The sequence below is a fragment of the Streptomyces sp. NPDC096136 genome (assembly GCF_044763325.1).
Classification (GTDB): Bacteria; Actinomycetota; Actinomycetes; order Streptomycetales; family Streptomycetaceae; genus Streptomyces.
Window position 1 is genome coordinate 172,245 of record NZ_JBIWFZ010000016.1, and the last position, 12,497, is coordinate 184,741.

The 12,497-nt window shown below is 70.8% G+C and carries 11 protein-coding genes; 9 read left to right on the forward strand and 2 right to left on the reverse strand.

Going from position 1 to position 12,497, the window contains the following annotated elements; translation table 11 throughout:
- Nucleotides 1-88: 88 nt before the first annotated feature.
- The 6 genes from eccD (at nucleotide 89) to ACIRBY_RS28275 (ending at nucleotide 7,184) form a co-directional block, all read left to right on the forward strand.
- A complete protein-coding gene (gene eccD / locus ACIRBY_RS28250; RefSeq protein ID WP_403905554.1) occupies nucleotides 89-1,567 on the forward strand; it encodes a type VII secretion integral membrane protein EccD in 1,479 nt (492 codons plus the stop codon).
- Between the two features lie 171 nt (nucleotides 1,568-1,738).
- A complete protein-coding gene (rpsO, locus tag ACIRBY_RS28255) occupies nucleotides 1,739-2,026 on the forward strand; it encodes a 30S ribosomal protein S15 (RefSeq protein ID WP_007266917.1) in 288 nt (95 codons plus the stop codon).
- A gap of 318 nt (nucleotides 2,027-2,344) precedes the next feature.
- The gene (locus ACIRBY_RS28260; protein ID WP_042814178.1) at nucleotides 2,345-4,564 is read left to right on the forward strand and encodes a polyribonucleotide nucleotidyltransferase; all 2,220 of its coding nucleotides are present in this window, start codon (nucleotides 2,345-2,347) and stop codon (nucleotides 4,562-4,564) included.
- On the forward strand, nucleotides 4,561-5,940 hold the full coding sequence (locus ACIRBY_RS28265; protein WP_403905556.1) for a M16 family metallopeptidase: 1,380 nt from the start codon (nucleotides 4,561-4,563) through the stop codon (nucleotides 5,938-5,940). Before ACIRBY_RS28260 ends, ACIRBY_RS28265 begins: the two co-directional genes overlap by 4 nt.
- Nucleotides 5,941-5,966: 26 nt before the next feature.
- Nucleotides 5,967-6,719 carry a 4-hydroxy-tetrahydrodipicolinate reductase gene (gene dapB / locus ACIRBY_RS28270; protein WP_403905559.1) on the forward strand — a complete coding sequence of 251 codons (753 nt, stop codon included), beginning with the start codon at nucleotides 5,967-5,969 and terminating at the stop codon, nucleotides 6,717-6,719.
- 15 nt (nucleotides 6,720-6,734) lie between these two features.
- Nucleotides 6,735-7,184, forward strand: a complete 450-nt coding sequence (locus ACIRBY_RS28275) for a hypothetical protein (protein ID WP_403905562.1) — start codon at nucleotides 6,735-6,737, stop codon at nucleotides 7,182-7,184.
- Between the two features lie 83 nt (nucleotides 7,185-7,267).
- Here the strand turns inward: ACIRBY_RS28275 and ACIRBY_RS28280 are convergent, their stop codons facing one another.
- A complete protein-coding gene (locus ACIRBY_RS28280; protein ID WP_403905564.1) occupies nucleotides 7,268-7,822 on the reverse strand; it encodes a PH domain-containing protein in 555 nt (184 codons plus the stop codon).
- 47 nt (nucleotides 7,823-7,869) lie between these two features.
- Nucleotides 7,870-8,112, reverse strand: coding sequence for a hypothetical protein (locus ACIRBY_RS28285; protein WP_042814171.1), 243 nt, complete (start codon nucleotides 8,110-8,112; stop codon nucleotides 7,870-7,872).
- 216 nt (nucleotides 8,113-8,328) lie between these two features.
- Between ACIRBY_RS28285 and thyX the strand changes: the two genes are divergently transcribed.
- From thyX to ACIRBY_RS28300, 3 genes are all read left to right on the forward strand, one after another.
- Nucleotides 8,329-9,069 (forward strand): FAD-dependent thymidylate synthase, encoded by a 741-nt coding sequence (gene thyX / locus ACIRBY_RS28290; RefSeq protein ID WP_403905567.1) that lies wholly within the window; start codon nucleotides 8,329-8,331, stop codon nucleotides 9,067-9,069.
- Nucleotides 9,070-9,315: 246 nt separating this feature from the next.
- Nucleotides 9,316-10,215, forward strand: a complete 900-nt coding sequence (gene dapA, locus ACIRBY_RS28295; protein WP_403905569.1) for a 4-hydroxy-tetrahydrodipicolinate synthase — start codon at nucleotides 9,316-9,318, stop codon at nucleotides 10,213-10,215.
- A gap of 116 nt (nucleotides 10,216-10,331) precedes the next feature.
- A complete protein-coding gene (locus ACIRBY_RS28300) occupies nucleotides 10,332-12,017 on the forward strand; it encodes a ribonuclease J (RefSeq protein ID WP_403905572.1) in 1,686 nt (561 codons plus the stop codon).
- The last annotated feature ends 480 nt before the right edge of the window (nucleotides 12,018-12,497 follow it).

Below are 12,497 nucleotides of genomic sequence, written 5' to 3' on the forward strand. Positions count from 1 at the left end.
CTACGGTGGCGCGCGCACCAGGCGCACCCACCCGTGCGCTTCCGCGGACCGGACGCCCCGACGGGCGCCGAACAGGAGGGTCACCCAGGTGGACACGGCCGAGTCGACCGGATTCCGCAGGATCACCGTCGTGGCACCCGACGGCCGCGTCGACGTCGCCCTCCCGGAGGACGTCGAGGTCGCCGACCTCTGCCCCGAGCTCCTGCGCCTCACCGGCCTGACCGGGCCCACCGGGGCCCCCGTCGGCTTCCACCTCGTACGCCGCACCGGCACCGTCCTCGACGGCGCCCGCACCCTCGCCGCCCAGCGGGTCCTCGACGGCGAGGTGCTCAGCCTGCGCCCCTTCGCCGAGTCCCTCCCGCCCGCCGTGTTCGACGACGTCTGCGACGCCGTCGCCTCCGCCGTCGCCCGCGACCGGCACCGCTGGAGCGAGGACATGCTCCGCGAGGCGGGCCTGGCCGGCGCCGTCGTCCTGCTCGTCCTGCTCGCCCTCGTCCTCTGGTACGCCGACCCCGTCCGCCACGACATGCACGGCCTGCCCGGGATCATCGCCGGAGCCGCCGGCGTCCTGCTCGCCGCCGCCGCCGCGGTGCGCGCCCGCGTCTACCGCGACCGGGCCGCCGCCACCGCCCTCGGCCTCGCCGGACTGCCGCACCTGCTGATCGCCGGCTCCGGGATCGCGGCCGCCGGACCCGGCCAGGGACCGGGCCGCCTCCAGTTCCTCCTCGGCTGCGCCTGCGTCCTCGTCACCGCCGTCGCCCTGACCGCGCTCACCCCGCACGGGGACGCCCCCTTCGTCGCGGCCGCCCTCCTCGCCGCCACCGGGACCCTCGCCGCCTTCACCGCCCTCGCCACCGGAGCCTCCGCCACCGCCACCGCCGCCGTCTGCGCACCCGCGGCCGTCGGGGCGGTCGCCTTCCTGCCGGGCCTCGCCGCCCGCACCGCCCGCCTGCCCATCGGCTACGCCGCCCCGCGCAGCGCCGACCCCGGCCACGAGGACCCGGACCGCCACCCGTCCGACCCGTACGGGGACCACCCCGGCGACGGCCTTCCCGACCCGGGCGGCCCGGTCGACGCCGAGGACGTCGCCGCCCGGGCCCGCCGGGGCCACGAGACGCTCCTCGGCCTCGTCGGCGGCTGCGCGGCCGTCACCGTCGGCGCCGCCGCCGTCCTCGGCTCCTCCTGCGACCCCTGGGGCCGCCTGCTGGCCCTGGCCGCCGGCCTGGCGATGCTGCTGCGCGCCCGACTGTTCCGCTCCACCGCGCAGGTGGTCTGCGCCCTCGCCGCCGGCCTCGCGGCCACCGGCCTGCTCGTCCTGGGCCTCGCCCTGCACGCGCCCGCCCCCGGCCCCGCCGGCCCCGGGCTGCGTACGGTCTGGCTCTCGGCCGCCGTCGCCGCCGGCGCGGCCCTGCTCGCCGGAATCTCGTTTGTCATCCCCCGTACGGGCCTGTCACCCTTCTGGGGAAGGCTGCTCGACCTCACCGAGGCCGCGGTCCTGCTCGCCCTGGTCCCGCTGGCCCTGGCGGTGCTCGACGTCTACGGCCGCGCCCGGTCTCTCACCAGCTGAGACGCCGGGTCCCGGCAGCCTGGTACGCTGTGTGACGGCCGTTTGTGTACGCGCCCCCGGAGACCTCTGGAGGCTGCGCTCAGCGGACCCCGCCTCCCGAGTTACGGAAGCTCCCCAGAGAATTCGACCTGGGGCACTCGGTGGCCACGAAGACCCATACGAGGAGTAAGCGTGCCGCTCGACGCCGCTACGAAGAAGCAGATCATCGCCGAATTCGGTGCCAAGGAGGGCGACACCGGCTCTCCCGAGGTCCAGGTCGCGATGCTGTCCCGCCGCATCTCGGACCTGACCGAGCACCTCAAGACCCACAAGCACGACCACCACTCCCGTCGTGGTCTGCTGATCCTGGTCGGCCAGCGCCGCCGCCTGCTGCAGTACCTGGCCAAGAAGGACATCCAGCGCTTCCGTACGCTGGTCGAGCGCCTCGGCATCCGCCGCGGTGCGGCCGGCGCCAAGTAAGCACACTGTGAAGGGAGCGGTTCCCACACCGATGGGGCCGCTCCCTTTGCCGTACGTGCGCGACCTGCCCGACCCTTTGTAGGCTGGGTCACAGCGCACAACTGAAGAGGAGGAGCGCCCTCCCTACGCCGCCGGTCCTCGGTAGTGGCATCCGGAAAGCCCCCCACGGAGGGGCCGAGAACCGGGTGCTTCGATCGAAGACCGGCCCGCACGCCAGGAGCGCTTCTCCGCAACCGTCCTCCACCACACGGGTGGCCGGGCGGACGTCCTCCACCACACGGGTGGCGGACGGAGACGACGAAAATGGAGAAAACGCTAGTGGAGAACGAGACCCACTACGCCGAAGCCGTGATCGACAACGGTTCCTTCGGCACCCGCACCATCCGCTTCGAGACGGGCCGCCTCGCCCGCCAGGCCGCCGGCTCCGCCGTCGCCTACCTGGACGACGACACGATGGTGCTCTCCGCGACCACCGCGTCGAAGAAGCCCAAGGACCAGCTCGACTTCTTCCCCCTGACGGTCGACGTCGAGGAGCGGCAGTACGCCGCGGGCAAGATCCCCGGCTCCTTCTTCCGCCGCGAGGGCCGCCCCTCCGAGGACGCGATCCTCACCTGCCGCCTGATCGACCGCCCGCTGCGCCCCTCCTTCAAGAAGGGCCTGCGCAACGAGATCCAGGTCGTCGCCACCGTCATGGCGCTCAACCCCGACCACCTGTACGACGTCATCGCGATCAACGCCGCGTCCGCGTCCACGCAGCTGGCCGGCCTGCCCTTCTCCGGCCCGATCGGCGGCGTCCGCGTCGCGCTGATCAAGGGCCAGTGGGTGGCCTTCCCGACGCACACCGAGCTCGAGGACGCCGTCTTCGACATGGTCGTCGCGGGCCGCGTCCTGGAGGACGGCGACGTCGCGATCATGATGGTCGAGGCCGAGGCCACCGAGCAGACCATCGCCCTGGTCAAGGGCGGCGCCGAGGCGCCGACCGAGGAGATCGTGGCCGCCGGCCTCGAGGCCTCGAAGCCCTTCATCAAGGTCCTGTGCAAGGCCCAGGCCGACCTGGCCGCCAAGGCCGCCAAGCCCGAGGGCGAGTTCCCGGTCTTCCTGGACTACCAGGACGACGTGTACGAGGCCCTCGCGGCCGCCGTCAAGGGCGAGCTCTCCCAGGCGCTGACCATCGCGGGCAAGCAGGACCGCGAGGCCGAGCTGGACCGCGTCAAGGACATCGCCGCCGAGAAGCTCCTCCCGGCCTTCGAGGGCCGCGAGAAGGAGATCTCCGCCGCCTACCGCAGCCTCACCAAGGCCCTGGTGCGCGAGCGCGTCATCAAGGACAAGGTCCGCATCGACGGCCGCGGCCTGACCGACATCCGCACGCTGGCCGCCGAGGTCGAGGCCATCCCGCGCGTGCACGGCTCGGCGCTCTTCGAGCGTGGCGAGACCCAGATCCTGGGCGTCACCACCCTCAACATGCTCCGCATGGAGCAGCAGCTGGACACCCTCTCCCCGGTGACCCGCAAGCGCTACATGCACAACTACAACTTCCCGCCGTACTCCGTCGGCGAGACCGGCCGCGTCGGCTCCCCGAAGCGCCGCGAGATCGGCCACGGCGCGCTCGCCGAGCGCGCGATCGTGCCGGTCCTGCCGACCCGCGAGGAGTTCCCCTACGCGATCCGCCAGGTGTCCGAGGCCCTCGGCTCCAACGGTTCGACCTCCATGGGCTCCGTCTGCGCCTCCACCATGTCGCTGCTGAACGCCGGTGTGCCCCTCAAGGCCCCCGTCGCCGGCATCGCCATGGGCCTGATCTCCCAGGAGATCGACGGCAAGACCCACTACGTCGCCCTCACCGACATCCTCGGTGCGGAGGACGCGTTCGGCGACATGGACTTCAAGGTCGCCGGCACCAAGGAGTTCGTCACCGCGCTCCAGCTCGACACCAAGCTCGACGGCATCCCGGCCTCCGTGCTGGCCGCTGCCCTGACCCAGGCCCGCGACGCCCGCCTCCACATCCTCGACGTGATGATGGAAGCGATCGACACGCCGGACGAGATGTCCCCGAACGCCCCGCGGATCATCACCGTCAAGATCCCGGTGGACAAGATCGGTGAGGTCATCGGCCCCAAGGGCAAGATGATCAACCAGATCCAGGAGGACACCGGCGCCGAGATCACGATCGAGGACGACGGCACCATCTACATCGGTGCCGCCGACGGTCCGGCCGCCGAGGCCGCCCGCTCCACGATCAACGCGATCGCCAACCCGACCATGCCGGAGGTCGGCGAGCGGTACCTGGGCACGGTCGTCAAGACCACCACCTTCGGTGCCTTCGTCTCCCTCATGCCCGGCAAGGACGGTCTGCTGCACATCTCGCAGATCCGCAAGCTCGCCGGTGGCAAGCGCGTGGAGAACGTCGAGGACGTGCTCGCGGTCGGCACCAAGGTGCAGGTCGAGATCGCCGAGATCGACCAGCGCGGCAAGCTCTCCCTGGTCCCCGTGATCGAGGGCGAGGACGCCGCCGAGGCTGACAAGGACGACTCCGACAAGTGACGTCGCGTAGTTCCCGTGTGACGGCCCGCCCCTCTTCGGAGGGGCGGGCCGTCGCCCGTACCCAAACCCTCCTCAAGGGCGAGAACGGCATCGGCACCGTCCGCCGCACCGTCCTCCCCGGCGGACTGCGCGTCGTCACCGAGACGCTGCCGTCCGTGCGCTCCGCCACCTTCGGCATCTGGGCCAACGTCGGCTCCCGCGACGAGACGCCCGTCCTGAACGGGGCCACCCACTACCTGGAGCACCTCCTCTTCAAGGGCACCGCCAAGCGCACCGCCCTCGACATCTCCTCCGCGATCGACGCGGTCGGCGGCGAGATGAACGCCTTCACGGCGAAGGAGTACACCTGCTACTACGCCCGGGTGCTCGACACCGACCTGCCGCTGGCCATCGACGTGGTCTGCGACATGCTCACCGGCTCGCTGATCCGCGAGGAGGACGTCGACGCCGAGCGCGGGGTCATCCTCGAAGAGATCGCGATGACCGAGGACGACCCGGGCGACATGGTCCACGACCTGTTCGCGCACACGATGTACGGGGACTCGCCCCTGGGCCGCCCCGTCCTCGGCACCGTCGACACCATCAACGCCCTCGGCGCGGACCGCATCCGCCGCTTCTGGAAGAAGCACTACGACCCCACCCGCCTGGTCGTGGCCGCCGCCGGCAACGTCGACCACGCCAAGGTCGTGCGCCAGGTCCGCGCGGCCTTCGAGCGGGCCGGCGCGCTCAAGCACACCGACGCCCAGCCCCTCGGCCCCCGCACCGGCACCCGGCGCATCCGCACCGCCGGCCGCGTCGACCTGGTCGGCCGCAAGACCGAGCAGGCCCACGTGGTCCTCGGCATGCCCGGCCTGGCCCGCACCGACGACCGCCGCTGGGCCCTCGGCGTCCTGAACACCGCCCTCGGCGGCGGCATGTCCTCCCGGCTCTTCCAGGAGGTCCGCGAGAAGCGCGGCCTGGCCTACAGCGTGTACTCGTACACCTCCGGCTTCGCCGACACCGGCCTCTTCGGGGTCTACGCCGGCTGCCGGCCCAGCCAGGTCCACGACGTGCTGCGGATCTGCCGCGACGAGCTCGACAAGGTCGCCTCCGAGGGACTCACCGACGAGGAGATCCGGCGCGCCGTCGGCCAGCTCTCCGGCTCCACCGTCCTCGGCCTGGAGGACACCGGCGCGATCATGAACCGCATCGGCAAGAGCGAGCTGTGCTGGGGCGACCAGATGTCGGTCGACGACATGCTCTCCCGCATCTCCGAGGTGACCCCGGACGACGTCCGCGAGGTCGCCCGGGATGTACTGGCCCAGCGGCCCTCGCTCGCCGTGGTCGGCCCGCTCAAGGAGAAGCAGGCGGCCCGCCTGGACGAAGCGGTCGCCTAGTCCCGTACGGAGTGAAGGAAACAAGCATGAGCAAGCTGCGCGTGGCAGTCCTCGGCGCCCGGGGCCGCATCGGCTCCGAGGCCGTCAAGGCCGTCGAGGCCGCCGAGGACATGGAGCTGGTGGCGGCCCTCGGCCGCGGCGACAAGCTGGAGGTGCTGGCCGAGGCCGGCGCCCAGGTCGCCGTCGAGCTGACCACCCCCGACTCGGTGATGGGCAACCTCGACTTCCTCGTCGGCCACGGCATCCACGCCGTGGTCGGCACCACCGGCTGGAACGAGGACCGCATCGGCCGGCTGGAGACCTGGCTGGCCGGCTCCCCGGGGACCGGGGTGCTCATCGCCCCGAACTTCTCCATCGGCGCGGTCCTCACCATGAAGTTCGCCGCCCAGGCCGCCCGCTACTTCGAGTCCGTCGAGGTCGTGGAGCTGCACCACCCCAACAAGGTCGACGCCCCGTCCGGCACCGCGACCCGGACGGCCCAGCTCATCGCGGCCGCCCGGGCCGAGGCCGGCCTCGGCGCGCAGCCCGACGCCACCGCCACCGGCCTCGACGGCGCCCGCGGCGCGGACGTCGGCGGCGTCCCGGTGCACGCCATCCGCCTGCGCGGCCTGCTGGCCCACCAGGAGGTGCTGCTCGGCGGCGAGGGCGAGACCCTGACCATCCGTCACGACTCCCTGCACCACAGCAGCTTCATGCCGGGCATCCTGCTCGGCGTGCGCCGCGTGACGCAGACCCCGGGCCTCACCTTCGGCCTGGAAAACTTCCTCGACCTCGGCTGATGAGGCAGTAGCACCATGCGCGCGAAGATCACCTACTTCCTCACGGCCGCCGTCCTGGTCGTCTACTTCGTCCTGGTCGGCAGCCGGGGCCTGATGCTGATCCAGCAGGGCACCTGGATCACCGTCACCTTCGGTGCCGCCGTGCTCGTCCTGCCGTTCATCGGCATCTGGTTCCTCTGGATGAACACCCGGTTCGTCACCCGGGCCAACCGGCTCGCCGCCGAACTGGAGGCGGAGGGCGGCCTGCCCGTCGACGAACTGGAGCGGGACCAGTACGGCCGGATCCTGCGGGACTCCGCCGACGAGGTCTTCGCGCGCCGCAAGGCCGAGACCGAGGACGCGCCGGGGGACTGGCGTACCTGGTTCCGCCTCGCCGTCGCCTACCACGACGCCCGCGACACCCCGCGGGCCCGCAAGGCCATGCAGCGGGCCATCGCCCTGCACCAGGCGCACGCCGGCGCCTAGCCGCCCACGCCGCGCCCGGCGCGAACGGAAGGGCCCGTACGGGACGATCCCCGTACGGGCCTTCGTCGTGCTCCGTGCGCCCGTCAGGCGGGCACGGCCCGGTACTCCTCGGCCCACGCCTCCACCACGCCGGCCGCCCGGTCGAAGGCCTCGGCGCGCGACAGGAAGTCGGCGCTGTGGTCGGTCAGCAGCACCGGGAGCTCCGCGCCCCCGCGCCCGGCCACCGTCAGAGCCTGCCCCTGCACGGTCCTGGGCAGCCCCAGCCAGCGCACGGGCTGCTGGACCGTCCTGATCTCCTCGACCTGGCTCCAGGGGATCGAACGGGTCGTGAAGAAGCCCACGTACCGCAGCCCGCCGGGGCTCACCCAGACGCCCGCGCGCAGGATCCGCAGCGCCGACCCGATCACGGCGAGCGAGGCCGCCCCCGCGACGGCGGCGCCGGCCCAGGTGCCCGCGAAGGCGATGATCACGGTGGCCAGCAGCATGAAGGCCGAGAGCAGCAGCAGCAGCGCCGCACCGGCCACCCGCCAGGGGCCGGGCCGGTAGGGGCGCCGCCAGCGCTCGGGATCCACATGGGGGAGGGCCTCGTCCTCGTGTGCGTCGAAGACGCCGTCGGCCGTCAGGAAGGGCAGGGGCACGGCTGGACCTCACTCACATGCACGTTCGTTGATCTGTGCCCGTGAGGCTACCGCCCCTCGGAGGCCTCCGACTGCTGCGCCTTGCCGGTGGCCTTGTAGGGCTGCAGGGCGGGCATGCCGAAGAGCAGGGAGCCGACGAGCCCCGCCACCACGGTCAGCCCGACCAGACTACGGGCGGTGATCTGGGTCATGCTCAGACTCTCGCGCGGCGGCGGAGTGACGTTGCTTCGGAAACGGTCGGCCTCGGCGACGAAGGCGAACGGGACGGGTTCGCGCCGGCGGCGAAACATGGGGCAACACTCCTTGGGATCGGGGGCACGTACTTCCGTTCCGTTAGACGAACGGACGGGCCGATCGGTGCCCGGATTCCCGGACATTCGCCGAAACTCGTGGCGCCCCGTCAGCCGCCCGCGCGGTGCGGCCGCGCCCGCGGCGGGGCGGGCGGGCCGCGCGGTTCGCCGTAGAGTGGGCGCGCCCCTGGAAAGACCCGTTCGGAAGGACCCCGTGTGAGCGAGACCGTCGCCCCCGACCTGAAACCCAGCTTCCGCAGTGATGTGACGGTGGAGCTGGTCAAGCACTCCGCCGCCGACAGCGACGTGCTGTGGGCCGCCCGTGTGTCGACGGCCGGCGAGCAGTCCCTCGACGAGCTCCAGAAGGACCCGGAGCGCTCCAAGGGCCTCATCAACTACCTGATGCGCGACCGCCACGGCAGCCCCTTCGAGCACAACTCGATGACCTTCTTCATCAGCGCCCCGATCTTCGTGTTCCGCGAGTTCATGCGGCACCGGGTGGGCTGGTCCTACAACGAGGAGTCCGGCCGCTACAGGGAGCTCCAGCCGGTCTTCTACGTCCCCGACGCCGAGCGCAAGCTCGTCCAGGAGGGCCGTCCGGGCAAGTACGTCTTCGTCGAGGGCACCGAGGCGCAGCAGGAGCTGACGGGCCGGGTCATGGAGGACAGCTACCGCCAGGCCTACGAGGCGTACCAGGAGATGCTCGCGGCCGGCGTGGCGCGCGAGGTCGCCCGGTCGGTCCTGCCGGTCGGCCTGTTCTCGTCGATGTACGCCACCTGCAACGCGCGCTCGCTCATGCACTTCCTCGGCCTGCGCACCCAGCACGAGCTGGCGACGGTGCCGTCCTTCCCGCAGCGGGAGATCGAGATGGTCGGCGAGAAGATGGAGCAGCACTGGGCGAAGCTCATGCCGCTGACCTACGCGGCCTTCAACGGCAACGGTCGCGTTGCCCCGTAAGGACCGATGCACGCACGGCGTACGGATGTGCCGGTACAAGTCCCAAGTGTCCGTATTGCGGCGTTTCGGAAAGTTCATCTAGGCTGATCAAACGGACCCGGCACTGCTTGAACCCCCGAGCAGGCAGTGCCGGGATCCAACAGCCCGGCCACCCCCGGCCACCCCCGGGGGCACCCGCACGACGGATCCCCGGTTGACGTCCCCCGAGGGGACACCGCGAGCATGGCAGCGAGTAGCGTGTTACCCATGGCTCCGATCTCGACTCCGCAGACCCCCTTCGGGCGGGTCCTCACCGCCATGATCACGCCGTTTACGGCGGATGGCGCACTCGACCTCGACGGCGCGCAGCGTCTCGCCGTCCACCTGGTGGACGCAGGCAACGACGGCCTGATCGTCAACGGCACCACCGGTGAGTCCCCCACGACCACCGACGCGGAGAAAAACGACCTCGTACGAGCCGTACTCGAAGCGGTCGGCGACCGCGCCCACGTCGTGGCCGGAATCGGCACCAACGACACCCGCCACACCCTCGAGCTGGCCCGCCAGGCCGAGCGCACCGGCGCCCACGGCCTCCTCGCGGTCACGCCGTACTACAGCAAGCCGCCGCAGGAGGGCCTCTTCCAGCACTTCACGGCCATCGCCGACGCCACCGGGCTGCCGGTCATGCTCTACGACATCCCCGGCCGCAGCGGCGTCCCGATCAACACCGAGACCCTGGTCCGGCTCGCCGAGCACCCCCGCATCGTCGCCAACAAGGACGCCAAGGGCGACCTCGGCCGCGCCAGCTGGGCCATCGCGCAGAGCGGCCTGGCCTGGTACTCCGGCGACGACATGCTGAACCTGCCCCTGCTGTCCGTCGGCGCCGTCGGCTTCGTCTCCGTCGTCGGCCACGTGGTCGCCCCGGAGCTCCGCGCGATGCTCGAAGCCCACCTGGGCGGAGACGTGCAGAAGGCGACCGAGATCCACCAGAAGCTGCTCCCCGTCTTCACGGGCATGTTCCGCACCCAGGGCGTGATGACGACCAAGGCCGCCCTGAACCTCCAGGGCCTGCCCGCGGGCCCGCTGCGGCTCCCGCTGGTCGGACTGAGCGACGAAGAGACCGCCCAGCTCAAGCTCGATCTCGCCGCCGGCGGGGTACAGCTCTGACAACGGACTTCACAACTGAACAAGCAGAACCGAAACAGACAAGAGCAAGTGCACGAATGACATGCGCGCCACGTGCCTGAACGAGGCACGTGGCGCGCGTGGTGAAGGAGAACCTTTTGAGCCATCCGCACCCTGAACTCGGCCCGCCGCCGAAGCTCCCCAAGGGCGGCCTGCGGGTCACCCCGCTGGGCGGTCTCGGCGAGATCGGCCGCAACATGACCGTCTTCGAGTTCGACGGCCGCCTGCTGATCGTCGACTGCGGCGTCCTCTTCCCCGAAGAGGAGCAGCCCGGCATCGACCTGATCCTCCCGGACTTCACGTCCATCCGGGACCGGCTCGACGACATCGAGGGCATCGTCCTCACGCACGGCCACGAGGACCACATCGGCGCCGTCCCGTACCTCCTCCGGGAGAAGCCGGACATCCCGCTGATCGGCTCCAAGCTGACGCTCGCCCTCATCGAGGCCAAGCTCCAGGAGCACCGCATCCGTCCCTACACCCTCGAGGTGAAGGAGGGCGAGCGCGAGAACCTCGGGCCCTTCGACTGCGAGTTCATCGCGGTCAACCACTCCATCCCGGACGCCCTGGCCGTCGCGATCCGCACGGACGCGGGTCTCGTCGTCGCCACCGGCGACTTCAAGATGGACCAGCTCCCGATGGACAACCGCCTCACGGACCTGCACGCCTTCGCGCGTCTGAGCGAGGAGGGCATCGACCTCCTCCTCTCGGACTCGACGAACGCCGAGGTCCCGGGCTTCGTCCCGCCGGAGCGCGACATCTCCAACGTCATCCGCGGGGTCTTCGCGGGTGCCCAGAAGCGGATCATCGTGGCGTCCTTCGCCAGCCACGTGCACCGCATCCAGCAGATCCTGGACGCCGCGCACGAGTACGGCCGCCGGGTCGCCTTCGTCGGCCGCTCCATGGTCCGCAACATGGGCATCGCCCGCGACCTGGGCTACCTCCGGGTCCCGGCCGGCCTCGTCGTCGACGTCAAGACCCTCGACGACCTGCCGGACGACGAGGTCGTGCTGGTCTGCACGGGTTCCCAGGGCGAGCCGATGGCGGCCCTGTCCCGCATGGCCAACCGCGACCACCAGATCCGGATCGTCCCCGGCGACACCGTGATCCTGGCGTCGTCCCTGATCCCGGGCAACGAGAACGCGGTCTACCGCGTGATCAACGGCCTGACCCGCTGGGGCGCGAACGTCGTCCACAAGGGCAACGCCAAGGTCCACGTCTCGGGTCACGCCTCGGCCGGCGAGCTGCTGTACTTCTACAACATCTGCAAGCCGAAGAACCTGATGCCGGTCCACGGCGAGTGGCGCCACCTGCGCGCCAACGCCGAGCTCGGTGCCATGACGGGCGTCCCCAAGGACCGCATCGTCATCGCCGAGGACGGCGTGGTCGTCGACCTGATCGACGGCAAGGCCCGCATCGCCGGCAAGGTCCAGGCCGGCTACGTGTACGTGGACGGCCTCTCGGTCGGCGACGTCACCGAGGCCTCTCTCAAGGACCGCCGCATCCTGGGCGACGAGGGCATCGTCTCGGTCTTCGTCGTGGTGGACAGCACCACGGGCAAGGTCATCAGCGGCCCGAACATCCAGGCCCGCGGTTCCGGCATCGAGGACTCCGCCTTCACGGCGATCATCCCGAAGATCGAGGAGGCCATCGCCCGCGCCGCGGCCGACGGCGTCGCCGAGCCGCACCAGATCCAGCAGCTCATCCGCCGTACGGTGGGCAAGTGGGTCTCCGACGGCTACCGCCGCCGCCCGATGATCCTCCCGGTCGTCGTCGAGGTCTGATCCAGGCCTCCGCGGTAGCGGCATCACCGGAGCGGGGCAACCGGATTTGCATCCGGGGGCCCCGCTCCAGTACGTTGACGACTCCACCCCGCACGGAACGGCGCACACACGTGTGCCCGTACCGGTGCGCTGGGGAGGGTGGGAATGCGGACCGGGGAAACCTGATAAAGTCTGTCCCGCCCGAAAGGGAAAAGGCCCCCCGAAGGCCATCGGAATTCGAATCCACACCGGAGACGGTACGGAAAAGAATCTGATAGAGTCGGAACCGCCGGAAAGGGAAAACGCGAAAGCGAAGAACCTGGAAAGCGCCGAGGAAGTCGGACACGAAAGAGTCTGATAGAGTCGGAAACGCAGGAAAGAACGAAAGCCCGGAGGAAAGCCCGAGAGGGTGAGTACAAAGGAAGCGTCCGTTCCTTGAGAACTCAACAGCGTGCCAAAAATCAACGCCAGAAGTTGATACCCCGTCCACTCCGGTGGATG

Coding starts and splice junctions, on each gene's coding strand:
- dapB (WP_403905559.1), top strand. CDS start 5,967: ATGAGCAAGCTGCGCGTGGCAGTCCTCGGCGCCCGGGGCCGCATCGGC.
- ACIRBY_RS28275 (WP_403905562.1), top strand. CDS start 6,735: ATGCGCGCGAAGATCACCTACTTCCTCACGGCCGCCGTCCTGGTCGTC.
- ACIRBY_RS28285 (WP_042814171.1), bottom strand. CDS start 8,112: ATGTTTCGCCGCCGGCGCGAACCCGTCCCGTTCGCCTTCGTCGCCGAG.
- dapA (WP_403905569.1), top strand. CDS start 9,316: ATGGCTCCGATCTCGACTCCGCAGACCCCCTTCGGGCGGGTCCTCACC.